The sequence below is a fragment of the Alicyclobacillus acidocaldarius subsp. acidocaldarius Tc-4-1 genome, from assembly GCF_000219875.1.
Taxonomy (GTDB): Bacteria; Bacillota; Bacilli; order Alicyclobacillales; family Alicyclobacillaceae; genus Alicyclobacillus; species Alicyclobacillus acidocaldarius_A.
This window is the reverse complement of the sequence record NC_017167.1, coordinates 2,015,192-2,038,752: the sequence shown is the minus strand read 5'-3', so window position 1 is coordinate 2,038,752 and position 23,561 is coordinate 2,015,192. Positions and strand designations below refer to the sequence as shown.

27 protein-coding genes and 1 other annotated feature are annotated in these 23,561 nt (G+C 63.9%); of the genes, 24 read left to right on the top strand and 3 right to left on the bottom strand.

Annotation, left to right across the window (positions count from 1 at the left end):
* The first annotated feature begins 7 nt into the window (after window positions 1-7).
* From TC41_RS09870 to TC41_RS09785, 18 genes are all read left to right on the top strand, one after another.
* Window positions 8-1,153 carry a cysteine desulfurase family protein gene (locus TC41_RS09870; protein WP_014464896.1) on the top strand — a complete coding sequence of 382 codons (1,146 nt, stop codon included), beginning with the start codon at window positions 8-10 and terminating at the stop codon, window positions 1,151-1,153.
* A 228-nt stretch (window positions 1,154-1,381) separates the two neighbouring features.
* Complete coding sequence (locus tag TC41_RS09865; RefSeq protein ID WP_008341386.1) at window positions 1,382-1,573, top strand: hypothetical protein; 192 nt, start codon at window positions 1,382-1,384, stop codon at window positions 1,571-1,573.
* Window positions 1,574-1,780: 207 nt separating this feature from the next.
* Window positions 1,781-2,839 carry an AI-2E family transporter gene (locus TC41_RS09860; protein ID WP_014464894.1) on the top strand — a complete coding sequence of 353 codons (1,059 nt, stop codon included), beginning with the start codon at window positions 1,781-1,783 and terminating at the stop codon, window positions 2,837-2,839.
* 36 nt (window positions 2,840-2,875) lie between these two features.
* Window positions 2,876-3,085, top strand: a binding site (T-box leader).
* Between the two features lie 69 nt (window positions 3,086-3,154).
* Window positions 3,155-5,794, top strand: a complete 2,640-nt coding sequence (gene alaS / locus TC41_RS09855; protein WP_014464893.1) for an alanine--tRNA ligase — start codon at window positions 3,155-3,157, stop codon at window positions 5,792-5,794.
* 62 nt (window positions 5,795-5,856) lie between these two features.
* The gene (locus tag TC41_RS09850; protein WP_012811309.1) at window positions 5,857-6,132 is read left to right on the top strand and encodes an IreB family regulatory phosphoprotein; all 276 of its coding nucleotides are present in this window, start codon (window positions 5,857-5,859) and stop codon (window positions 6,130-6,132) included.
* A complete protein-coding gene (gene ruvX / locus TC41_RS09845) occupies window positions 6,122-6,556 on the top strand; it encodes a Holliday junction resolvase RuvX (protein ID WP_014464891.1) in 435 nt (144 codons plus the stop codon). Before TC41_RS09850 ends, ruvX begins: the two co-directional genes overlap by 11 nt.
* An 18-nt stretch (window positions 6,557-6,574) precedes the next feature.
* The gene (gene mltG / locus TC41_RS09840) at window positions 6,575-7,666 is read left to right on the top strand and encodes an endolytic transglycosylase MltG (protein ID WP_014464890.1); all 1,092 of its coding nucleotides are present in this window, start codon (window positions 6,575-6,577) and stop codon (window positions 7,664-7,666) included.
* 83 nt (window positions 7,667-7,749) lie between these two features.
* Window positions 7,750-8,730 carry a hypothetical protein gene (locus TC41_RS09835; RefSeq protein ID WP_014464889.1) on the top strand — a complete coding sequence of 327 codons (981 nt, stop codon included), beginning with the start codon at window positions 7,750-7,752 and terminating at the stop codon, window positions 8,728-8,730.
* Window positions 8,731-8,754: 24 nt separating this feature from the next.
* Window positions 8,755-9,132: a type 11 methyltransferase gene (locus TC41_RS09830; protein ID WP_014464888.1), complete on the top strand. Its 378-nt coding sequence runs from the start codon at window positions 8,755-8,757 to the stop codon at window positions 9,130-9,132.
* Window positions 9,133-9,270: 138 nt separating this feature from the next.
* A complete protein-coding gene (gene sigK, locus TC41_RS09825; RefSeq protein WP_041695304.1) occupies window positions 9,271-9,990 on the top strand; it encodes an RNA polymerase sporulation sigma factor SigK in 720 nt (239 codons plus the stop codon).
* Window positions 9,991-10,075: 85 nt separating this feature from the next.
* Window positions 10,076-10,273, top strand: a complete 198-nt coding sequence (locus tag TC41_RS09820) for a hypothetical protein (RefSeq protein ID WP_148260176.1) — start codon at window positions 10,076-10,078, stop codon at window positions 10,271-10,273.
* A 211-nt stretch (window positions 10,274-10,484) separates the two neighbouring features.
* Complete coding sequence (locus tag TC41_RS09815) at window positions 10,485-11,042, top strand: YqeG family HAD IIIA-type phosphatase (RefSeq protein ID WP_148260270.1); 558 nt, start codon at window positions 10,485-10,487, stop codon at window positions 11,040-11,042.
* On the top strand, window positions 11,035-12,225 hold the full coding sequence (yqeH, locus tag TC41_RS09810) for a ribosome biogenesis GTPase YqeH (protein ID WP_041695302.1): 1,191 nt from the start codon (window positions 11,035-11,037) through the stop codon (window positions 12,223-12,225). Before TC41_RS09815 ends, yqeH begins: the two co-directional genes overlap by 8 nt.
* On the top strand, window positions 12,222-13,073 hold the full coding sequence (gene aroE / locus TC41_RS09805; protein WP_014464884.1) for a shikimate dehydrogenase: 852 nt from the start codon (window positions 12,222-12,224) through the stop codon (window positions 13,071-13,073). Before yqeH ends, aroE begins: the two co-directional genes overlap by 4 nt.
* The gene (nadD, locus tag TC41_RS09800; protein WP_014464883.1) at window positions 13,066-13,785 is read left to right on the top strand and encodes a nicotinate (nicotinamide) nucleotide adenylyltransferase; all 720 of its coding nucleotides are present in this window, start codon (window positions 13,066-13,068) and stop codon (window positions 13,783-13,785) included. The genes aroE and nadD overlap by 8 nt, the downstream gene beginning before the upstream one ends.
* Window positions 13,731-14,318, top strand: a complete 588-nt coding sequence (yqeK, locus tag TC41_RS09795) for a bis(5'-nucleosyl)-tetraphosphatase (symmetrical) YqeK (RefSeq protein WP_041695301.1) — start codon at window positions 13,731-13,733, stop codon at window positions 14,316-14,318. The genes nadD and yqeK overlap by 55 nt, the downstream gene beginning before the upstream one ends.
* Before the next feature lie 29 nt (window positions 14,319-14,347).
* Window positions 14,348-14,701, top strand: coding sequence for a ribosome silencing factor (rsfS, locus tag TC41_RS09790; protein ID WP_014464881.1), 354 nt, complete (start codon window positions 14,348-14,350; stop codon window positions 14,699-14,701).
* 2 nt (window positions 14,702-14,703) lie between these two features.
* Window positions 14,704-15,426: a class I SAM-dependent DNA methyltransferase gene (locus TC41_RS09785; protein ID WP_041695300.1), complete on the top strand. Its 723-nt coding sequence runs from the start codon at window positions 14,704-14,706 to the stop codon at window positions 15,424-15,426.
* A gap of 20 nt (window positions 15,427-15,446) precedes the next feature.
* Here the strand turns inward: TC41_RS09785 and mntR are convergent, their stop codons facing one another.
* Complete coding sequence (mntR, locus tag TC41_RS09780) at window positions 15,447-15,863, bottom strand: transcriptional regulator MntR (RefSeq protein ID WP_014464879.1); 417 nt, start codon at window positions 15,861-15,863, stop codon at window positions 15,447-15,449.
* Between the two features lie 223 nt (window positions 15,864-16,086).
* Here mntR and TC41_RS09775 point away from each other — a divergent pair, with 223 nt between their 5' ends.
* The 5 genes from TC41_RS09775 (at window position 16,087) to TC41_RS09755 (ending at window position 21,270) form a co-directional block, all read left to right on the top strand.
* The gene (locus tag TC41_RS09775) at window positions 16,087-17,040 is read left to right on the top strand and encodes a ComEA family DNA-binding protein (RefSeq protein WP_237699896.1); all 954 of its coding nucleotides are present in this window, start codon (window positions 16,087-16,089) and stop codon (window positions 17,038-17,040) included.
* Window positions 17,037-18,560, top strand: coding sequence for a ComEC/Rec2 family competence protein (locus tag TC41_RS09770; protein ID WP_014464877.1), 1,524 nt, complete (start codon window positions 17,037-17,039; stop codon window positions 18,558-18,560). Before TC41_RS09775 ends, TC41_RS09770 begins: the two co-directional genes overlap by 4 nt.
* A 114-nt stretch (window positions 18,561-18,674) precedes the next feature.
* On the top strand, window positions 18,675-19,856 hold the full coding sequence (locus tag TC41_RS09765; RefSeq protein WP_237699895.1) for an NAD(P)/FAD-dependent oxidoreductase: 1,182 nt from the start codon (window positions 18,675-18,677) through the stop codon (window positions 19,854-19,856).
* A gap of 62 nt (window positions 19,857-19,918) precedes the next feature.
* Window positions 19,919-20,929, top strand: a complete 1,011-nt coding sequence (gene holA / locus TC41_RS09760) for a DNA polymerase III subunit delta (RefSeq protein WP_014464875.1) — start codon at window positions 19,919-19,921, stop codon at window positions 20,927-20,929.
* A 38-nt stretch (window positions 20,930-20,967) separates the two neighbouring features.
* Complete coding sequence (locus tag TC41_RS09755) at window positions 20,968-21,270, top strand: small, acid-soluble spore protein, alpha/beta type (RefSeq protein WP_041695298.1); 303 nt, start codon at window positions 20,968-20,970, stop codon at window positions 21,268-21,270.
* A 13-nt stretch (window positions 21,271-21,283) separates the two neighbouring features.
* Here the strand turns inward: TC41_RS09755 and rpsT are convergent, their stop codons facing one another.
* The gene (gene rpsT, locus TC41_RS09750; protein WP_014464873.1) at window positions 21,284-21,571 is read right to left on the bottom strand and encodes a 30S ribosomal protein S20; all 288 of its coding nucleotides are present in this window, start codon (window positions 21,569-21,571) and stop codon (window positions 21,284-21,286) included.
* Window positions 21,572-21,698: 127 nt separating this feature from the next.
* Here rpsT and gpr point away from each other — a divergent pair, with 127 nt between their 5' ends.
* Window positions 21,699-22,730, top strand: coding sequence for a GPR endopeptidase (gpr, locus tag TC41_RS09745; protein ID WP_014464872.1), 1,032 nt, complete (start codon window positions 21,699-21,701; stop codon window positions 22,728-22,730).
* A 2-nt stretch (window positions 22,731-22,732) separates the two neighbouring features.
* Here the strand turns inward: gpr and TC41_RS09740 are convergent, their stop codons facing one another.
* A complete protein-coding gene (locus TC41_RS09740; protein ID WP_014464871.1) occupies window positions 22,733-23,386 on the bottom strand; it encodes a lytic transglycosylase domain-containing protein in 654 nt (217 codons plus the stop codon).
* Window positions 23,387-23,561: the final 175 nt, after the last annotated feature.

The following is a 23,561-nucleotide window of genomic DNA, read 5'->3' as shown; positions in this document are numbered from 1 at the left end:
GTCAGCGATGATCTACCTAGACAACGCCGCGACGACCCCTCTGCTGCCTGCGGCCCGCGCGGCCATGGACCGTTATCTCGGTGACGCGTACGGCAACCCGTCGAGTCTGCACCGGCCGGGGCGGGAGGCCCGGCAAGCCGTCGAAGAAGCGCGCCGCTTCTTCGCCGACTGGCTGGGCGTCTCTCCCCGCGATCTCGCCTTCACAAGCGGCGGCACCGAGTCGAACAATCTCGCCCTCTACGGCGCGTATCTCGCGCAGCGCCCCAACCGGACGCACGTCGTGACGACAGCGGTGGAACATCACGCGGTGCTCGAGGCCGTGGACAGGCTGCGCCTTCTCGGCGCGGACGTGACGGTCGTCCCGGTGGATTCGGAAGGGCGCGTCGATCCGGACGATGTAGTGCGCGCCCTACGCCCGGATACGGCGCTCGTGAGCGTCATGCTCGTCAACAACGAGGTCGGGACCGTCGAGCCGGTCGCCGAGATTGTGCGCCGCATCAAAGACGTGGACCCTGGGATTCTGGTACACAGCGACATGGTGCAGGCGCTGCCCGTGATGCGCCTGTCCCTCAAGGACTTGGGCGTCGATCTCGCCTCGTTCTCCGCGCACAAGGTGCACGGGCCGAAGGGCGTGGGCCTCCTGTACGTCCGATCCGGCACGCCCTTTGTGGCGCTTGCCGCCGGGGGTGAGCAGCAACACAGGCTTCGCGCGGGAACTGAACCGGTCGCCGGCATCGCGGGCTTTCACGCCGCCATGGCCGAGATTGCGGAGCACTTCGACGCGCATGCGGCCCATTTGGCCGCGCTCCGGGACGCGATGTGGCGCGCCATCGAATCGCTCGACGGCGCGTATCGCAACAGCCCGGCCGACGCGGTGCCTTCGATTCTCAACGTCGGTTTTCGGGGGATTCGCAACGACATCCTCCTCATGCGGCTGGACCTCGAGGGGGTGGCGGCGAGTGCCGGCGCGGCGTGCAGCGCGGGAAGCCTGGAGCCAAGCCACGTGCTTAGGGCCATGGGGAGAGCGAGAGAAGCGCGGGAGTCGATTCGTCTCAGTTTCGCCTGGCAAAACACCATGGAAGAGATTGGTGAATCGGCTGCCGTGCTGTCGAAAGTCGTCGGGTCCCTGCGATCACGTTTCACAAATTCGTGACATTTGCCGCGTCAGCCAAGGCTTCTTTTCCTTTTTCTGCATTGCAATGCGCGTTGGATAGGCGTAGCATGGGTCACGGAATCTCGGTGGATGGATATTTCGGAACCTGAAATTTGGTTTTGGCTTTATTGTCCGTGGATAGACTGTTGGCAGGTTTCGAAAGTTCATCCAGAGAGATGGGGCGTGCCGCAGTGCGCCTTCCAAGGGCGAGAAGGGAGGACCAACGTCATGCGGTGTCCGAGTTGCACAAGCCGAGACGTCGGTAAAATTGGTGCCAACCAATACTATTGTTGGAACTGCTTCGCCGAGTTCAACGTATCCGGCGACGAGGTGCGGATCTACGAAGTGGCCGAGGACGGATCGCTCATCGTCGTGGATCAGACGAATCACGCGGACGTCGAGTTTGGCACGGGGGCCTGAGGGTCGAGGCTCAAAGATAGCGCGTTGTCCACTAAAAAGAACGGGCGGTTGTCGAGCGGGAGCGGCTCGGCCCGCTCTTTTTTTGTCGAAACAGCGCGATGCGGGTGTCTGGTACAGTGTGATGAAAATAATGGCATGCGATTCTGCATATACTCTGTGGTAGACCCTTGTCCGGCGCCGCCGCAGAGGGAGGAGATCGCCGTGCCGATGGGGCGTTACGCCCGCACCATGATGTCCATCGCCCTGACGCTGACGTGTATCTATCTCGTCGGGCTCCTGCGCAGCCTGTTTCTGGACATCTGGGGCGTGCTGTCGAGCCTCTTTTACACGTTTCTGGCGTCGCTCATCATTACCTACATCCTACAGCCGGCGGTGGACGTTTTGCATCGGCGGCGCGTCCCTCGCTCGGCGGCCATCCTCATTGTGTACGCCGTGATCGCAGCCATCCTGGCCGTGGTGGTGTTGAACCTCATCCCGGTGATCTCACGGCAAATCGCGCAGCTGTCGAGCAGCCTGCCGGCCATCACGGCGGAATTAAGCCGCTGGATCGACATGGTGAACAGCCGGAAGACGTACCTGCCGAACGCGGTGCGGACGGGCATCGAGAATGCACTCAACCAACTGGAGCACCGCGTCGAGGTGGCACCGACGGGGCTGTTCTCGGTGGTGACGAGCACCATCAATGCGATCTTCATGGCATTTGTCGTGCCGTTCCTCGTCTTTTATATGTTGAAAGATGCGAAGGCCATTGGGCGCGGCGTGGTGCGCATTGCGCCTGCGAAAATCAAGCACCGCGTGCATCTGGTCCTCCGGGCCATCGATGACACGCTCGGCGGTTACGTGCGCGGTCAGTTTCTTATCATGCTGGCGGTCGGGCTGTTGTCGTTCATCGGCTATCTCATCATCCGCCTTCCGTATGCGCTCCTCTTGGGTGCCTTCCTCGGTTTCGCGGACATCATTCCGTATCTGGGGCCCATCATCGGCATCGCGCCGGCGGTGATCATCGCGCTCACCACCTCCGGCTGGCCGATGCTCGTCAAGGTCGTGATTGTCAACATTGCGGTGCAGCAGATCGAGGGGAACATCCTGTCTCCGCAAATCATGGGGAGGACGCTTCATCTGCACCCGATGGCGATTGTAGCGGCCCTGATTGTCGGCGGTGAGGCGGCTGGCATCCTGGGCCTCATTCTCGCAGTCCCGGCGCTCGCGGTGTGCAAAGTGGTGTGGACGCAGTGGCGAGAAGCGCGCTCCCATGCCTCGCATTGACAGGGCCTGTCCTGCCCGATACAATCAAAAATCGACGACAAAGCGATGCGGAAGACAAGTAGAATCGGGGCGCCTTGCTCAGAGAGGGCGGCCTTCGGCTGCGAGCTGCCTCAAGGCAACCGGTTCGAAGCCCCTTCCAAGCGCGTGTGGCAAAGCACGCCGGGTGTGCCCGTTACAGCGCCAGAGGCGACAGGCTCGGACGAGCCTGTAAGCAGGGTGGTACCGCGGGAAACTCCCGTCCCTGAATGTGGGGCGGGGGTTTTTCGTGCAGGAGGACACAGCCGAAGTGCGATGCGTCGGAGGAGGAGGTTGCGCATGAAATCGCTCACTGGACAAGAAATTCGCCGCGCGTTCAAGCAATTTTTCGCGGAGCGCGGTCACATGGTGTTGCCGAGCTTTCCGCTCGTGCCGAAGGACGATCCGACGCTGCTTTGGATCAACGCGGGGATGGCGCCCCTGAAGCCGTATTTCGACGGCCGGGAGATCCCCGAAGTGCCGCGCATCGTGGACGCGCAGAAGTGCATTCGCACCAACGACATCGAGGAAGTTGGCCACACCGCGCGACACCAGACGTTCTTTGAAATGCTCGGCAATTTCTCGTTCGGCGACTACTTCAAGCTCGAGGCCATCACCTGGGCGTGGGAGTTTTTGACTCAGGTCCTCGAACTGGACCCGGATCGCATCTCCGTCACCATTCACGAGGAGGACGACGAGGCGTTCGAGGTGTGGCATCACCGAGTCGGGCTACCGGCGTCGCGCATCTACCGCGGCAAGGAAGACAACTTCTGGGAGATTGGCGAAGGACCCTGTGGTCCGTGTTCGGAGATCTTCTACGATCGCGGCGAGGCCTACGGCTGCGGTTCGCCGGACTGCAAACCGGGCTGCGACTGCGATCGGTTCCTCGAGATCTGGAACCTCGTGTTCACGCAGTTCAATAAGAACGCGGACGGATCGTATTCACCGCTGCCGAAGAAGAACATCGACACGGGGTCTGGCCTGGAGCGCCTGGCCAGTATCCTGCAGGACGTGCCGAACAACTTCGAGACGGACCTGTTCCGGCCCATCATCGATCGCGCCGCTGAACTTTCGGGGCGCCCGTACGGTCAATCGGCTGAGGACGACGTCCATCTCAAGATCATCGCCGATCACGTCCGCACGGTGACGTTCGCGATTGGCGACGGCGTGCTCCCGTCCAACGAGGGCCGCGGGTACGTCATCCGCCGCCTGCTGCGGCGCGCGGTGCGCAGCGGCCGGAAGCTCGGCGTCGAGCGGCCGTTCTTGTACGAACTCGTGGCCGTGGTGGATAGAATCATGGGCGACGACTATCCCGAGGTGCGCGAGAAGCGACCGCTCATCGAGCGCGTGGTTCGCACGGAGGAGGAGCGCTTCCTGCAGACGCTAGCCGCCGGCGAGGAGCTCTTGAATCGGACCATTGAAGAGGTCAAGGCGCGCGGCGAGACCGTCCTGTCCGGTGAAGCGGCGTTTCGCCTCTACGACACGTACGGCTTCCCCATCGATCTCACCGTCGAGATCGCGCGCGAGAAAGGGATCGCGGTGGACCGGGAAGGGTTTGAGCGAGAGCTCGAGGAACAGCGCGCGCGGGCGCGCGAGGCCCGTCAGGTGGCCGAGGGCATGCAGAGCCAGCGCGGAGCCCTGGAGACCTTCACGGAGCCGTCGCGGTTTGTTGGCTACGACGAGCTCACGGTGGACGCGACCATCCTTGGCATCTTCAAGGATGGCGATCGCGTCGACGGGCTCGCCATCGGCGAGGAAGGCCAGGTCATCCTCGACGTGACGCCGTTTTACGCGGAGAGCGGCGGGCAGGTGGGCGATCGCGGCGAAATCGTCGGCACAAACGGCAAGGCGGAGGTGCTCGACGTCCAGAAGGCGCCACACGGGCAGCACGTCATGCGAGTGCGCGTCGTCGACGGCTCGCTGCTTCAGGGTGACAGCGTGCGCGCGCACGTCGACGAGGACTTCCGGCGCGACATCGTGAAAAACCACACGGCGACGCACCTCTTGCACAAGGCGCTGCGGGACGTGCTTGGGACGCACGTGGCGCAGGCGGGATCGCTTGTCGAGCCGGAGCGCCTGCGGTTTGATTTCTCTCACTTCGGGCCACTCACGGACGAGGAATTGGCCGAGGTGGAGCGGCGCGTGAACGACGAGATCTGGCGCGATCACACCGTTCACATCCGCGAGATGGACTTGGACGAGGCCAAGGCCATGGGCGCCATGGCGCTCTTCGGCGAGAAGTACGGCCAGCGGGTGCGCGTCGTCCAGGCGGGCGAGAGCATCGAGCTTTGCGGCGGCTGTCACGTGCCGCGGACGGGCGTCATTGGGCAATTTCTCATTACGTCCGAGACGGGCATCGCGAGCGGCACGCGCCGCATTGAAGCGGTCACCGGTCGGCACGCGTATCGCGTCGCCCGGGAGCGCGAAGAGCGGCTGCGCCAGGTGGCGGACGCGCTGAAGACGAATGTCAGCACGGTGGTGGAGCGCGCGCATCGCGTGGTCCAGGAAATGCGCGAGCTGGAGCGCGAGCTGGAGTCGGCGAAGGCGCGTCTGGCGCATGCGCGCGTGGACGAGCTCGTCGCAAACGTCGAGACGTTGGCGGGTGTCCCCGTCATTCGCGCTGCGCTGTCCGATCTCGACATGGACGGGCTGCGCCAGCTGGTGGACGAGATCAAGGCCCGGGTGGACTCCGTCGTGGTGGTGCTGGGATCCGCTCACCGCGGCAAGGTGCAGTTTGTCGCGTACGTGTCGAAGGACTGGCAGTCGCGGGGCCTCCATGCGGGTGAGATTGTCAAACAGGTGGCCGCGGTGACCGGCGGTGGTGGCGGCGGCAGGCCGGATCTGGCTCAGGCAGGAGGCCGAGACGCGGCGAAGCTCTCCGAGGCCATCCAAAAGGTCGGAGAAATTCTCGGCGAGATCGCAGGAAATCGCGCGCGCTGACTCGAAAGTAAGGGGACGAGCGACTTTTTGGCGTCGGCAGACGCCCGAGCGAGGTGCGGGCATTGGGACAAGAGTTTGACAGCACGATGCGATTTGCGTCGAAGTCAGGCAATCCCGAGGTTCGGCGCGCGTTTCAAATCGCATACCGCGCCCTGAAGGAAAAAGGGTACAATCCCGTGTACCAGATTGCGGGGTACCTGATTTCGGGCGATCCGGCGTACATCACAAGCCACATGGACGCGCGCAACACCATCCGGCGCATCGAGCGGGATGATCTCATCGAGGAGCTCGTGCGGGCCTACGCCGCACTGTATGGCGATGCGGACGATGGCGATTGATTTCGGCGAGCGGCGGATTGGTGTCGCCTTGTCGGACCCCATGGGGCTCATCGCGCAGCCGTATGGCGTGATCGAGCGCCAATCGGACCGGCAGGCGGCGGACGAAGTCGCGGAGTTGGCGCGGCGAGAAGAGGTGGGGCGGATTGTCGTCGGGCGACCGCTCCACATGTCGGGCCAGCCGTCCGAGATGACGTCGCGCGCGGAGAAGTTCGCCCGGATGCTCGCGGCGCGCACGGGCCTGCCGGTCCATCTGTACGATGAGCGGTTGACCACCGTGAGCGCGGAGCGCTTCCTCATCGAGCAGAACGTGCGGCGCAGAGAGCGCCGCGCGACGGTCGACGCGGCCGCCGCGCAGGTCCTGCTCGAAGACTACCTGCGATCGCGTCAGCGGGCGGACGGTGAGGGCGCGGAATTCGAAGGTTGAACGTTGGAAGGTGAACGTATGTCGAACCAGCCAGCAAGCGCGAGGCGGCGCGCGCGATGGATGATCCTTGTCGCCTTGGCGCTTGTGGTCGTGGTCGCACTCGTCTTCGGCGCGTGGTTTCGCGCGGCGCTGCGGCCCGTGTCGGCCAAGGCTCCGCTCGAGCGATTCAAGGTGAAGGCCGGCGACACGGTCGCCACGGTCGCCGAGCGATTGAAGGCGATGAGGCTCATCCGCAGCGCCACCGCGTTTGAGCTGTACGGGCGCCTCAGCGGGGGCAGGCCGATTTTGGCCGGCACGTACGCGCTGTCCGCGGATGAGTCGGCGCCACAGATCTATCGGCAGATGACCGCGGGCGAGATCGTCCCCGATGTGGTCAATGTGACCATTCCGCCGGGATATGACGTTGTGGACATCGCGGCGCGGCTCGCACAAGATGGAGTTTGCAGCGAGGCGGCGTTTCTCAAAGCGGTGCAAGCCGACAACTACCATCAGGCGTTTTTGAAGCAGCTTGCGGGGCGGCGCGATGTTCGCTACCGGCTCGAGGGGTACTTGTTTCCAGACACGTACCAGTTCTATCGGAATGAAAACCCGGTGGACGTCGTCAATGAAATGCTGAACGACTTTGCGGCGCGCGTGCTCACGTCCGCGAACGAAGCGGCGATGCGGGCAGACAAGCTCACGCTGAACGAGACCATCACGGAGGCGTCGCTCATCGAAAACGAGGCGCAGGTGCCTTCCGAGCGGCCCATCATCGCGAGCGTGATCGACAACCGGCTGAAGCTCCGTATGCGCCTACAGATCGACGCCACGGTGGATTACGCCATCGGCCGACACTTGACGGTCGTGACGGATGCGGACATCCTGGACGCGCGAAATCCCTACAACACGTACTTGTACGGTGGATTGCCGCCCGGACCCATTTGCAGTCCGAGCCTTGCGAGCATTGAGGCGGTGCTTCACCCCGCCCACACGAAGTATCTGTACTACGTCGCCAAGGGCAACGGAACCGGCGAACACTACTTCGCGGAGACGTACAGCCAGCAATTGCACAATGAGATGCTGCGGGAAGAGAATTTGAAGAAGCGGTCGGAGCAGTCGAGCGGCAAGTGAGCCGCGGGGCGAGAGGGGGCGCTTCGCGCCTCAGCCGCGGGATGTCAGTGGCCGACCTCTTTCGCGTTTGCTATGATAGGCGCATGAAGAGGAAGAAACTTCTGGGCGTGTATCGACAGGTCCGGGCGGACATCCGCCGGACGTGGGCGGACTGGACGCATTGGGTGCCGCGAACCATTGCGGCGCTGGCGATTTTGGTGGTCTACCTACCGCTTGCGCACGGTCCTTTCTTCATTCGCCTGTACTACGAGGCCATGGTGCTCGCGGAGGCTGCCGTAGTGCTTGTGCTCAGCGGGCGCGCGGGGCATCGTCTCGCGCCGTACGTGAGCATCGCCGCCATGCTGGCGTGCCTCGGACTCCTGTTTGCCGGCGACACGCCGCCGAACCACGCGACGGATCTGTTGTGGCCCATTCTGGGTTATGTGGCCGCCGTGCTGCGGCCGCACGACGTGGCGAACACGGTTCTATACGTGATCCTCGGGCTGTCGTTGGTGTTGACCACGCGGCTGACGCCGATGGAGGGCGCCATCGCCGGGTTCGCCATCGTGATGCTCTATTTCGGCGTGCGCGCCGCGCGCCTGCTCGCCGAATCTCGGCGCTGTGAAAAGGCGTGGAAACAGCTCGCGGTGCTGAGCTGGCGACAGTCGGTCGAGGGGCTCGTGCAGAGCACGGAGCATACGGGAGAGGCGGGGCCCGGCGACGCGCTCGCGGATGCGCTCCGGCGAGAGGCGGAATCCATCCTTCCAGGCGTCCCCTGTCACGTGCGGGATGTTCCCGCGCTTTCTGCACGGGACTGGGCCCGGACGCGCGCCGTGGTGCGCTTCGTGTGCCGCTCGGCTCTGGCGATGGAGCCAAAGCCGGATCGAACGGAGATCCGGGGTGTGGGTGGCGAGCTTGAATTCCACCTCGTCTATGAACGTGGCGGCCCAGATCCCGAACGGCTGCTCGAGGCGTTTGAGTGGTTGACCGTGTGGGGCGAACGCCTGCGATGTGGGAGCGAGGGCGACGCGATGCGCGCGGTCATGGGCATCCCGTGCCGTGATCCCGTCGAAGGCGGACCATGAGAGTCTTGCGAAAGGCGGTGCTTCATGAAGCGTGAAATTCTCGCGCTCCTGCGCGATCCCGTGCTCGGCGGGCCGCTCGAGTTCGTGGGGGGAATCAACTTCTTCACCGATCCCGCGCGCGCCATGCAGGAGATGATGCGCATTGCCAAGCCGGGCACGAAGGTTGTGGTGGTGGACGAAACGGAGCGGAAGGTGAGAAGCACGTACGAGCGGGTTCCATTCGTGAGGCGTTGGTTCCGAGACCGCGGCGCGCTCGTGGGCATCCCCATCCACGCGGTGCCGAAGATGGCTGAGGATGTTCGCGTGCAGGAGCTCGATGGGGGAAACCTGTACGGCTTGACTTTCCGAAAGCCGCTGGGGGCGGACGGCCAAACGCCTGGGAGAAGGGATCTATCTTTTTGATTCTTTTTGATGTTCACGTGTCCTCAATGAGCCGTTGAAAGAGTTGGTCCGGATTCTGATGGGGTTTGTCGTAGCAGTTTTCCTGTCCCCTCCGCATAAAGCTTTAGATGCAACGCATCCAGGCTGGAGGTGGACCAAGTGCCCGGCTTGCTCACGCTGCTGGCGCTCGTGTTCAAGGACGTCTCGCTGTTTGTCTCGTATGTCAAGCAAGGCGCTTTTCCTCACCCGCTGAGCCCCGAGGAGGAAGAGCGCGCGATTCGCGACTACCTCGCGGGCGACGCCGATGCGCGTAATCGCCTCATCGAACATAACCTACGCCTCGTCGCGCACCTGGCCAAGAAGTACGAATCCTCTGGCGAGGAGATGGACGATCTCATCTCCATCGGCACCATCGGGCTCATCAAGGCGGTCGAGAGCTATCGGCCCGACAAGGGCACGAAGCTCGCGACCTACGCCGCCCGCTGCATCGAAAACGAAATTCTCATGTACCTGCGCAGCAGCAAGAAGCATCGGCGCGACGCCTTGTTGTCCGATCCCGTCGGCACCGACAAGGACGGCAACGAGATGACGCTCGCGGACCTGTTGGGTTCCGATCCGGACGACGTGATCGACGCCGTGGATATGTCGTGGGAGAAGCAGAAGATGTTCGAGTGCCTGCCGCTTCTCGCCCCGCGCGAGCGGGAGGTGCTGTGCAAGCGGTTTGGGCTGCCGGACGGGGAGGAGCGGACGCAGCGGGAAATCGCGAAGGAACTCGGCATTTCGCGCAGCTATGTTTCGCGCATTGAGCAAAAGGCCATTGTGAAATTGTACGAAAACATGCGCCAGCGCAAACCTGCCGGCTCTGGCGCAGACGCGTAGAGGAGGCCCGCCAAGCTTCGGCGGGTCTCACGCGCGCCGGTTGCCGCCACTCCGCGAACAGGGGCCACGCGGATTCGAAGGCGTCATGCCCCATCGGCGACTCGGCGAACAGAAGGCGCAGCGGACCTTCCAATCCCGCGAGACAGCGGCCATCCACCTCGGCCGCGCCCAGGCGGCGAATCTCCTCGAGTTCCTGTTGCCAAACGCGCGCAAATCGCCCTTGCGCATCCGAATGGGCATCGCGTGCGTCTTTCCATTCAGAGCTCTGGGAATGTGCGCGTAGCCGCCATACATACAGGATGAAATTCAGATTGGCGGGAAACGCGTAGGTCACAGTCCACGTGGACATCTTCTCCAGCTCCGCGAGTGAAGCGGACAAGCCGCCGCCTGAAAACGTTGGGTCCGCGCGGGAGCGCATCCCTGGCGTCGGTATCTACGCATATGGTATCATATCCAACTGTTATCGAAGCGCGGACAACGAACGACGAAATTGGGTGAGAAGCTTGGCCTGGCTCTCGCGGCTCATGCCGGACGAGTACGTGGCGTCCATCTACGAGATTGATCTCGACGCCCTGTGGCGGCGGGGGATTCGCCTGATTTTGACGGATCTCGACAACACGCTGGTGCCGTGGAACCACCCCGACGTGCCGTCCGAACTCACCGCGTGGTTGCGCAGCGTGCATGCGCGAGGCTTTCACGTGTGCATCATCTCAAACAACGGCGAGGATCGCGTCGGATCATTTGCCAAACTGTGCGGCGTGCCGGCGGTCTCGGCGGCTGGCAAGCCCAAGTCGCGCGGGTTTTTGGAGGCGCTCCGCCGCTTCCATATGCCGCCGGAGGCCACTGCGATGGTGGGCGATCAGCTGTTCACCGACATTCAGGGCGCAAAGCGGCTTGGACTGTACGCCATTTTAGTGCTTCCACAGGATCCGGTGGAGTGGTGGGGCACCAAGATTTCGCGTATGGCCGAGCGGCTGGTGTTGAGGCGGCTGGAACGGCGAGGGCTCCGGCGCCCCGAGCCCGCCGCGGACAGGAGGCGTTTGGATGACTGACACCCGAGTGTGTGTGGGATGTGGGGCACCGCTTCAATCGACGGACGAGCGAATGCCAGGCTACGTGCCGGAGAGCCACCTGGAGCGGGAGGATGTGCTTTGCCGGCGGTGTTTTCGCATTCGCCACTACGGCGACTTCACGCCCGTCGCCGTGGATGAAGAGACGTATCAGCGACAGGTCGCGGCCATCTTCGATCATCCGGGGCTCGTACTCTACGTGGTTGACGTGTTCGATCTCGCCGGCAGCCTCATCCCGAGCGCGCGGCGGTTCGTCGCGTCGAGCGACGTGATCGTCGTCGTGAACAAGGTGGATCTTCTGCCGGCCGATGTGGGCTACGAGGCGCTTGCGGACTGGATCCGCGGTGAGGTGCGCGCGACGGGCGTGGAGCCGCTCGATGTGGCCTTCATCAGCGCCGAGAAGCGCCGCGGCGTCGACCGGCTCGTGGATCGCGTCGCGAGGGAAACGAAGCGGCCGGTGTACGTGATGGGCATGGCCAATGTGGGCAAGTCGACGCTTCTCAACGCGATGGTCGAGCGGCTGTCGGAGCGGAAGCAGCCCTTCACCGTGTCGCGCAGGCCGGGCACGACGCTCGCCATGTCTCGGCTCGAGATTGAGGGGCCCTACGGACGCGTGGAACTGTTCGACACGCCAGGGCTCATGTACACGTCGCGCGTCATCGAGCGGCTGTGCGGCGACTGTTTGAAGTGGGTGGTGCCGCGGTCGCGCGTGCGCCCGCGCGTGTACCAGTTGAACCCGGGGCAAGCGCTGTTTCTCGGCGGACTGGTGCGCCTCGAGACGTTGGAGGGCGAGCGCCAGGGCATTGTGCTCTACGTCTCCAACGAGCTGCCGGTGCACCGGACGAAGCGGGAACGAGCAGATTCGTTTTTTGCGGAGCACCGCTATGACATCCTGAAGGTCCCGTGCGAGGCGTGCGCGGACGCGTTTGTGGACCGGCGTTCGTGGCTCGTCGCGGCGCCGCCGAGGCGCGACGCCGATTTTTCTCTTGGGAAACGGGGCGGGGACATCGTCCTGCCGGGGCTCGGCTGGATTGCGTGGACAGGCCGCAGGACGCTGGCGCGGATTGAGGCGCCTGCGTGGTTGACCCTTTCCATACGGCCGAGGCTCGTCGGCGTGCTCGCGCATCGCGTGCAACACCCGCAGGGCGGGGGTGACGGGCCGTGAAGCTGTTTGGCGTGATCGGCAAGCCGGTCATGCATTCGTTATCGCCTGCCATGATGAACGCCGCGTTTCAGGCGCACGGCGTGGATGCGGTGTACCTGCCGTTTCAGGTGGAGCCGGGCGATCTCGTCGACGCGCTGCGCGGCCTGCGCGCCATCGGCGCGGTAGGCATTAACGTGACCATTCCCCACAAGCTCGGCGTATACGACTGGGTGGAGGCGCGCACCGCCGAGGCCGAGATGGCCCGGGCGGTCAACGTCGTTCGCTTCACCCCGACGGGCGCGGTGGGGCACAACACGGATGTGAGCGGATGGTGGGCGTCTGTGGCGCCGTTTTTGGGCGAGGGCTCGCTCAAGGTGACCATTCTCGGCGCGGGCGGCAGCGTGCAGGCCATCCTCACGGCGCTCGCCAAGGAGCGCCCGGGGAGCGAGGTGCTTGTCTGCTGCCGCAGGCCCGAGCAAGCCGAGGCGCTCGCGTCGCGATACGGCGACTGGCTTTCCGTTCGTCACGTGGCCTGGTCGGATCGGCACGAGGCCATCGCGAGGGCGGATTTAGTGGTCCAGTGCACGCCCATTGGCATGTGGCCGCGGAGCGACGAGTCGCCGGTCGAGTCGCCGGAATGTTTCCAGCCGCATCAGGTGGTGCAGGACATCGTCTATCGGCCGCTTCACACGCTCTTTCTTCGCCAAGCGCAGGCGCGCGGGGCGAAGACGGTGGATGGCGCCTCGATGCTCATCTGGCAGGGTGTCAAGGCGTACGAGTGGTGGCTCGAGCGCGAAGCGCCCGTCGAGGTCATGCAGCGCGCGGTGTACAAGGCTCTCGAGCGGGAAGAGGCGAACGGCCATGGGTGAAGAGACCGTGTGGTATACTGAGGCAAACGGCGAACGGACATCGGATGGGGCGCAGAGGTGCATTCTGCTGTTCGGCGGCACGTTCGATCCACCGCATGTCGGTCACCTGACGATGGCTCAGATTGCCTACGAGCAGGTTGGCGCCGACGAGGTGTGGTGGATGCCGGCCGCGAAGCCGCCCCATAAGGCCGGCATCGACGTGGACACCTTCGCGTGGCGGTTTCGCATGGTGGAGGCGCTGATTGGGGCGAGGCGGCACATGCGCGTCACGGACGTGGAGAATCGCCTGCCGAAGCCGTCGTACACCGTCGATACCCTGCGCGCGCTCACCGGTTGGCATCCGGAGGTCGAGTTTCTGTTTCTCCTCGGCGCAGACAGCCTGCAGCACCTTCCGGAGTGGCACGGCGCGGAGGAACTCTGCGAGATGGTGCGCTTTGTCGTCGCGCGCCGACCGGGTTACGACTTCGACACGGCCGCGGCCAGCGCCCGCGCGCGCCTTCCGAACATTCGGATGGACGTGATCGACATGCCGATGCTCGACGTGTCGTCCACGTGGGTGCGAGATCGGCTGGATCGGCGTCTCGACGTGTGTGGCCTCGTGCCGGATCCGGTGCTCGAGATCTGGCGCCAGGGGCCGGAAGGAGGAATGGGACCGGGATGGAGCGGGGGAACGTCATCCATCATCTTCGGCAGCGCCTCGCCGCGTCGCTGACGCCCGCGCGCTACAAGCACGTGCTCGGCGTCGTGGAGACGTCCGTGGCGCTGGCCCGGCGGTTTGGGGCGCCTGTGCTTGGGGCGGAGCTCGCGGCCTGGCTCCACGATCTCGCGCGGGAATGGCCTCAGGACCGACTCCTTGCCTACGCACGTGACCGGAAGCTCGAGGTGCCCGCGGCTTGGCTCGAGGCACCTATCCTGCTGCACGGTCCGATTGCCGCGGACGTCGCCCGCGTAGAATACGGTGTGGAGGATGCCGACGTGCTGAACGCGGTGTATTACCACACCACCGGCAGGCCCGGTATGGGGGCACTTGAAATGGTGCTGTTTGTGGCGGACGCCATTGAACCGTCGCGCGACTATTCCGGGGTGGATGACCTTCGCGCGCTCGCCGAACGGGATCTCAAGGCCGCTGCCTTGGCGAGCCTCGAATCCACGGTCCGCTACGCGCTCGATCGCGGCTTCCCCATCGATCTCACGACCGTGAACGCGCGAAACGACTTGTTGAACGAAGTGCGCCGGAAGGCGTGACATTCGCTCTTTCCGAGGGAGGCATGTGCATGAATCCAAACGTCGAGCACATCGCTCGCCGAGCTGCGACGGCCTGTTTGGATAAGAAGGCCACCGACGTCGTAGTGATGAACGTCCAGGAACTCACGCCCGTGGCGGACTACTTTGTGATTTGTTCCGCGAGCTCGCGCCCGCAGGTGGAGGCGGTGGCCCGGGCGGTGCGGGACGATCTCGCCGAACTCGGCGTCACCTGCCGCGGCATCGAAGGGCTGGACGAGGCGCGCTGGGTCTTGCTCGACTTTGGCGACGTCGTGGTGCACGTGTTTCGGCCTGAGGAGCGGGAGTATTATCACCTCGAACGCCTGTGGGGCGACGCCGAGTGGATACCTATCGAGGCCAACTGACGATGGCTTACGAAGATCTTGCGGCGTTTTACGACGAGTTGATGGGCGATGCGCTCTACCACGCGTGGCAGAAGGCGCTCGCCCCCCATCTCTCTTCCGTTCGCGTGGCGGTCGATCTCGGCTGCGGCACGGGCAGGATGGCCGCATGGCTCGCGGAGCGCGCCGAGCGCGTCTACGCCGTGGACCGATCGCCGGAGATGCTGGCCGTCGCGTTTGACACCTGGGGCCACCTGGCAAACGTACATTGGTTGGAATCGGATCTGGGCGATCTCGCCCTTCCCGAGGCCGCCGATTTCGCCCTCGCCTCGACGGACGTGTTGAACTACATCTTGACACGCGACGAGTTGGAGCGGGTGCTCCAGCGCGTTCGGGCATGCGTGCGCCCGGGAGGCAAGTGGGCGCTCGACACCCTCGGCCCGCGGCGTATACAACAGCTTCACAACGGCGCTTGGCACGACGTGCGCGACCATCTCGTCATCGTGCACGAGACGGAAGTCGAAGGGGAACGAATTGTCCATCGCGTGTGCGGTTTTTTCGGGATCGACGAAGAAGGAGCGCTCTACCGCCGGTTTGACGAGGAGCACGTGCAGCGGTACTGGGATGCGGCGACACTCGCCGAACTGTTGGACCGGACGGGATGGGAGGTCGTAGAGGTCCAAGGGGACTTCGGAGAATCCCCGGTGGACCAGGCGGATCGCGTCGTATGGGTGCTCAAACGGCGGTGACGGTCCGCCCGCTCGTTGATTCACGGCGAGGATTGCTCGCTCGACTGTTCTCGAAACGCGAGGAACGAGGACAAAACGTCGGGATGGGACTGCAGGAACAACACGAGCGACTGCAGCGCCTCCAGGGTTGCGGGGCTCACGTGGTGTTCGATGCCTTCGACGTCTTTCTGCAGCGTGTCCTCCTGTACGCCGAGCATGCGAAGGAAATCTGCCAACATGGCGTGCCGCTCTTTCATCAGCCGCCCCATTTTGTGTCCTCTCGCCGTGAGCACAATGCCCCGGTACTTCTCATAACTCACGTACTCGTTTTCGTCGAGCTTCTGCAGCATCTTTGTGACGGAACTCGGCTGCACGGCCAGGGAGTTGGCGATGTCCGAAACGCGCGCATACCCCTTCTCGTGAATCAGTTCATAAATCTTCTCCAGGTAGTCTTCCATGCTGGGTGTGAGCAACGCGTTCAACCTCCCCATACCGTTGCCTCGATTGTACACGACCCCGAAAAGGCTCGGCAACGCCTCTTCTCAGGCAACATATTCACCGTTCGCCCCAAATTCCACCGGGCTCTCCGAAGTCGAAAGAAACTGATCCTTGGGCAAACAGGTGTTCGCCGCCCGTGCATCGAATCTCTGGGGCATGAAGGTCCGGTGGGAGGGATGCACTGTGGCGAGTTGCATGGGTGAGAGGATAGGCGTGGAACGCGCACAAGATGGCGCAAGACCGGTTCAGGAAGTCCCTGGGTTCGAGGACGGCGCGAGATGGTACATGGCGGAACGTGGCGGCGCTCTGCCCGTCTGGACAGACGAAGGGATGGACGCGGAGGCTATCGGGCGTCACGAGGTGGGCGAGTCGTGGTTCGTTCGGCTGCGTGCTTGGGCGGGGTATCTGCGAGTCGTGCTGCTCGTTGGCCTGGCCGCAGGCTCGGCGTGGTTTGCATCTCGGCATGTGACCGCGGCGAGCTCCGCGCCGCATTCGGTCTCCACGCCTGGTGAAACGCAGAGCGCGGTAGTGCAACCGATGGACGCCGACGGCGCAAACGCGACGGCGTTGCAGGTGGATGTCCATGGGGACGTGCGGCACCCGGGCCTCGTGACGCTCCAAGAGGGCGCCCGAGTCCGCGATGCCATACGCGCGGCGGGTGGATTTCTGCACGCTGTGGATGCCGAGGACGTGAATCAGGCCGCGCTGGTCTGGGACGGCGAAGAAATCGACATTCCCGCAGCGACAGCGGGGGACGCGGCCTCTCAGCCGCAATCCGGTCAGTCAGGCGTGCAGGACGTGGGCCTGGCGCTTGCCGCTGCGAGCTCCTCGGGGCGCGACGCGAGCCCGGTGTCCCGAGATGGTGCAGGGGAGCGCGCTCGCAAGCACGCGCTCACGGCAGGGCAGAAGATCAATATCAACACCGCAGATCTGGAGACGCTTGAGACATTGCCCGGTGTCGGACCCAAGCGCGCGGCTGCTATCCTCGCCTATCGCGAGGCGCATGGTCCCTTTCCTGATCTCGCGAGTCTTCGCCACGTGAGGGGGATCGGCGAAAAAACGTTGGCCAAGTGGAAAGACCTCATTACCTTTGGGACACCTGACAGCGCTTCGAGCGTCAGCCGCCAGGCGCCGTGACCCGCACTCGCCTCCACGCGTGCGCCATCATCGCGTTTCTCACCAGCGAGTGGTCGCGATACGTATGGGGGTGGCGCGCCGCGGGTACCGCCGCCGGGGTTGCGATGGCCTTGGCGCTATTCTGCTTGGCTTGGCAGCGGGATCGGCGTCTGCTCGCGGTCCCCGCCGCAAGTCTCGCGTTGGGTCTCGTCGTGGGCTCCCTCTGGGCCGCGTGGCGGCCCGCACACCCGTCCGCGCCGCCGGGCGCGAGAGACGTGATCGCAGGGGAAGTGCAAAGCGTCAAGGTGACGCACCACCGGACAGCCATCATGCTGGCAGTGCGCCGCGAGGGCGTGGGCGCGCACCCGTGTCACTATCAGGCGCTCGTGTTCGTCGAACGCGGGCCGCATGTCGACGCGGGGCAATGGGTGGAAGCGCAGGGCGTGTTCATCGCGTCGGATCGGACGCCAACAGCGATGGACTGTCTCTCGCCGTTGGAGCTCTTCGACGGGCGAGTGCGGGTGCTCCATCGCGGGCCAAGCCTCGGTGAACGTGTAATCTCCTGGATGGCTACGGGTATGCAAGATGTGGCCTCTTGCGACGAACGCGGGCCCATCCATGTTGCGTTGTCCATGATCTTTGGAGACGCGCAGGGCAGTCTGCCGCAGGGCGTCTCTTCGGACTTCCTGGCCGCCGGGGTGACGCACCTGCTCGTTGCCAGCGGATCCAACGTCGGTTTCGCGCTCGACATGGCCGCCATTCCATGGCAACGATGGTTTGGACGCGCTTGTTCGCGTCAAAGGCGCCTCGTGTACGGTGTGTATGCCCTTTCGGTGGTCTGGGGATTCGCGCTCGTCTGCGGCTTCCAACTGGCGGTCCTTCGCGCCGCGTGCGGGGCCTCGTATTCCATCGCGGCAGGGGTGTGCGGGCGCCGGGTGCACGGCTACACGGTGTTATGGTCTTCTGCGTGGATGGCGGGCCTGTTGGACCCGGGAGACCTTTTGGCACCGAGCATGTTGCTGTCGTTCTACGCCGCCTTCGCGGTCTGTGAGGCGGGCACACTGTGGCATCAACTCTGCTCGCGGCGGAGGACATTCGCGGACGAAGCGCGCGCGTCTCTGGCCCACCGGGTGAGGCGAAGAGGTGCTTCGCTCGCCCGCGCGTTCCTCGTCACGGCGGTCGTCGACGCCTACATGGTGCCCGTCCTGTGGTGGATGTTTCGGCAGTGGACCCCATACGGGGCGCTTTCCACCGCCATCCTCGAGCCGACCGTGGAGGTGCTCATGCCCGTCATCGTCCTATGGGGTGTCATGGCGGGCGTCGCGCACGCTTGGCCGTGGCCCCCCATGCTGTGGTGTGCCGAAGGGCTGAGCCGCCTGGGTTGTGTCGCGATGTCCGCCGTCATGTGGTTTGTGCACTTTGTCGCCTCGTGGCACGGAAGTCTGCGTTCGCTTGAGCCCGTATCGTTCGCGGGTGCGTGTGCGCTCGTGCTGGCTTTGGTCGCTGTTGCACACGTCCGGCTGCCGCAGAGGCGCGGATGAGTGGACTTCGACCACCATTGTGCTATGATTGTGCGATGGAAGTGTTCGGTCCGGCATGGCGCGATCGGACATGAAAAGAAAGACGAAGCAAACTGGGAACTGGAGAGGACGCACATGAGCAAAATTGTGATTGCTGGCGCGGGTTACGCAGGCATGATGGCGGCGGCCTATCTGGACAGGCAGGGGATCCCGTTTACCCTCGTGAACAACCATGATTACCATTATCTTACCATTCTGCTGCACGAGGTAGCTGGCGGGCGGGACGTCGGCGACAAGTACAAGATCCCCATCAAGGAAGTCCTGAGGAATGACTCGTCTGAGCTCGTCGTGACGACCGTCACCGGGATTGATCGGGAGCGGCGCGTCCTGAAGACGACCGAGGGGGAAATTGGGTACGATTACCTGATCTACGCGCTGGGTTGGGTGTCGGAGTACTTCGGGATCAAGGGGCTGAAAGAGTATAGCCTAAGCATCACGAATCTCGATTCCGCGGTGGAGATTCGCCGCCACATCGATGAGCAGTTCAGGCTGTATAAACAGGATGGCGACGAGCGCCACTTGCGGATTGCGCTCGGCGGCGCGGGGCTTACGGGCATCGAGCTGATGGGAGAGCTGTTGGAATATCTTCCTAAACTATGTAGGGAATTGGACATTCCGTGGGAGAAAGTCGACGTTCAGTGCATTGAGGCGATGCCGACCATTCTTCCCATGGTCGCGGAGCACCTGCGGCCGTATGTCGTCGAGACCATCACAAAGCGCGGCGGCAAACTCCGCACGAATGCCAAGATCAACGAGGTCACGGAAGGCGTCATTCACTTGGACGGAGGGGAAAAGGTCGAGGCCGGCACCATTGTGTGGACCGGCGGCGTGCGCGCCAACCCCATCCTGAGCGAGGCCGGGTTCACGGTGGATCGCCGCGGCCGCGCCAAGGTGAACGCGTACCTGCAATCGGTCGACGACGAACAGATCTTCGTGGCAGGGGACAGCGCGTGGGCGGAGGACGAAAACGGCAGACCCTATGCGCCGACCGCGCAAAACGCGGAGCAGATGGGGCCGCTTGCGGCGAAGAACATCTTGTTGCGGGAGCGTCGCCGCGAGATGCAGCCGTTCAAGCCACGGGATTGGGGCACCCTCTGCTCGCTCGGGTCGGAGGTGGGCGTCGGCAGCTTCCTCGGCGTGCCCATCAAGGGCGTCATGGGCGCGTTGGCGAAGGAAGGGAGCAAGGCCAAGTACCTTTGGGAACTGGGTGGCTTGCGCCTTGCCGGCAATCACGCGAAGGAAGTCGTGCGCATCTGAAATCACCGCGCGCTGTCGCGCCTCTCGGATCGGGTATACTCGATCCGGGAGGCGCATGTCGTTTGGAGATCTTTGACGCCATCGATCACGTCACACAGGCAGGTCCAGCCTCGGTCTACCTCCTGTACGGGAGCGAAATTGGGCTATTTGACTGGTTTTGCGACGAATTGATTCGAAATCAGCATTTCCCATCCATTATCCGGTTCGACTACCAGGAGGACGGCTTTGAGCCGGCCGAAATGGAGTTGTGTTCCTTCTCTCTTCTCGGAGACACGCCCCTCGTCTACGTTCGCAACGCGATCGCGTTTACGCCCGACGGCCGATCCGGCCCGGACGCGGATCGGTTGGCCACCTACCTCGAACAGCCAGTTCCGGGTCGGACGCTTGTGCTTTCGGTTGCCTCTGACAAATTGGACGAGCGGCGCCGTGTGACAAAGCTGGCAAAGCGCCACGCCGTGATCGCGTGTCCTGTGCCGAGTCGAGATCGCGATGCGGTGGTCATGCTCGAGCGCTTGGCGCGATCGAAGGCGGTTGCCATCGAAAAGGACGCGCTGGCGGAACTGTGGCGCCGCACGCGGTCGCTGACACTCGCCATGAACGAGTTCGACAAACTCCGGGCATATGCCGGCGGAGACGCGATTACGCGCGATCACGTCTTGGAACTCGTGCCAATGCAAGCCGAAGACAGCGTGTTCACCTGGGGCGATTGGGCGGTTCAAGGCCAGGTCGCCGCCGTCTTCGAAGCATTGGATGGGCTTGCGCGCCAAGGATACGACGCGTTCTCGCTCATCGCCCTCTTGGCCCGTCAGGTGCGGCTCATGGCCTTCGCGAAAGGAGTTGCCAACCTGGAACGGCGAGCGAAGGAGCTTGGTGTCCATCCGTACGCCCTGCGCATGGCCGCTCGCCAGTCCGCGCGGTTTCCGGAGCAGAAGCTTGCGAGACTTGTGCGCGTGCTTGCGGATGCGGAGTGGGACGTGAAACGCGGGCGTCTGGCGCCCGAGGTGGCGTTGAATCTGGTGCTCATGGAACTCGCGCGTGCGGCGAGTACGGCAGCGCGAATCCGGGCACAGTAGCGGAAAAGACCTGCATACAAGTCAGGGAGGCGATTCGGTTGAACGACAGGGATGCGCCCACCGTGAACGTGATTGGCCCAGATGGGAAGCTCCGTCAGGTGCCGTGGACGGTGCCCGAAAAGCCATCCGCCGCCAAGCTCGTGGCGGATCGGCTCGGGGTGTCCTATACGGACGAGGGGGAGAATGGCGCCCTCACGGCCAAGGAGGCCGGGGAGATTGGGGGACATCTCGGCGGTCCCATGGTCGCCAAGCTGGTGGCGCTGGCGAAGCGCGATCTCGCCCACGGCCATGTGGAACGGCTGATGCAAAAACAAAAAGCGACTCCCGAGAGTCGCCTTTGAGGTAGGCGCATCATTACGCCTGCTGCGCCTGCTTTTCCTTCAGCAACGTGTTGAAGCGTTTCGCGAGGCGTGACTTCTTGCGCGCGGCGGTGTTGCGGTGGATCACGCCCTTGGTCACCGCTTTGTCCAAAGCGCGGAGCGCCGTGCGGAGTCGAGCCTGCGCCTCTTCCACGTCCTGCGCCGCGAACGCTGCTTCGAACTTGCGGATATGCGTGCGCAGCGCCGACTTGATGGAGCGGTTGCGCAACGTGTTGCGCTTCGTGATCAACACCCGCTTCTTCGCGGATTTGATATTGGCCATGATGTCACCTCACTTCTCACAACTCGCCGACGCGTCGGCATGGGAACCGGGCCGGGCGGCAATCTACAGACGACAGAGAGTGTAACACATCCTGGGGGACGACCGCAATACACGGGGAGGGCGACCAATGGTCATTTCATGGAACGCGGCGCGGAAGGTGCGCCTGAAGCCGTGCCACTTGCCGATTTCGAGATCCTCTCCTCGCACGGATCTCGCTGTAGAGGCGCGAGAACTGGCGCTTCGGGAAGGTCACATTCGAGGGGTGGAAGAGGAGCGGGAAGAGCATGAAGGCGTGGTCATCACGCGAGTTCGCGTCTCCACGCAGGTCGCCGCGAGGCGCCTCGGGAAGCGGAAGGGCACTTATGTCACCATCGAGGCGCCCGGCATGCGCCGACGGGACTTTGACCTGGAGGACAGGCTCACCCGTATTCTGGCAGACGAATTGAAGCGCTTTTTGCCCGAGCGGGCGAAGACGGCGCTCGTCATTGGCCTCGGGAACGAGCATGTCACGGCCGACGCACTGGGGCCGATGGTCGTGAACCGGCTGTTTGTCACGCGTCACCTGTTCCATTACATGCCTGAGGTGCTCGGCGACGGTGAGGGCTACCGATCCATCGCAGCGCTCGCCCCCGGGGTGCTTGGGCTGACGGGCATTGAGACGAGTGAGGTCGTTCTCGGCGTGGTGGAACGCATCAAGCCCGACGTGGTGCTGGCTGTGGACGCCCTCGCCGCGCGATCCCTCGACCGTCTGCACCGCACCATCCAGCTTTCCGACGTGGGGATTCAGCCTGGGGCCGGCGTGGGCAATCACCGGAAAGCCATCGACAAGGAGACGCTGGGCGTGCCCGTGATTGCCATCGGCGTTCCGACCGTCGTGGACGCGGCCACCATCGCGAGTGACGCGATCGAGCTGGTGTTTCGTGAGCTGGGTCGGCAGGTACCGGGCAACGCCGCCAATCGGTTGCTGGATCAGCTGACAGGCCAGGAGAAGTGGCAGTTGGTGCGAGAAGTGCTGGAGCCCGTCGAGCAAAACCTCGTCGTCGCGCCGAAGGAAGTCGACGAGTTCATGGAGAACGTCGCCTACCTCATCGCCAAGAGCATGAACGTGGCGCTTCATCCGGCGATGACATTCGAAGACGCCGACCTGGTGACGCACTGACGTCACAGGCCGGCCTTCGCGAGGACGTCGCGCACGTAGGCCTGGGTCTCGGGATACGGAGGCACGCCGCCATACGCGTCCACCGCGCCCGGGCCCGCGTTGTACGCGGCAAGCGCCAGCTCGACATTGCCCTGGTACCGCGCCAAAAGGTCCGCGAGGTAGTGGGCGCCCGCGTCGATGTTCTCAGCCGGATTGTAGGGCTGCGTGGCGCCATACGCCGCCGCCGTAGCGGGCATGAGCTGCATCAGGCCCATCGCGCCAGCCTCCGACGTGGCGTTCGGGTTACCCCCTGACTCCTGCTCGATCACGGCTTGGAGCAACGCCGCCGGCAGGCCGTATTTGTCTGCTGCCTGGCGAATGAGCGCCTCGAGCGAGCCGTCCTGCTCGGTCTCCGTGGGCGCGGGAGAAAGCGGCGTCACCCAGTTACGCCACGATGTGCCGTCGAGCGCTTCGGCCGGCGGGGTTGCTGCCTCCAGCGGCTGTGCCTGGGTGGTGGTCGCATTTGGCCATTCGGCGCTCAGCGCGTAGGTGTACAGCGCGAGGGCACTGGCGAACGACTCTTCCGCGTCTGGCGGGCCACCTGATCCTGGGTTTGGTGTGGCCGCATAGGCAACGCCGCTTGCGGACATCGGCCACATGACCAGGTCTCCGCTCACGAGAGATGCCCCCTTTCCCTCATGAATTTGTTTTCGGCGCCGATGTGCTTCGGCGCAAGCGCGGGTTGCGTGTCACACCCCTACGATTCGCGACTCCGGCCTCCGGTTCCTGCCGCTCTCAAGTTTCTATCCGAGTCATAAGTTTGGACAAATGAGCGTAGGCTGTAGAGGAAAG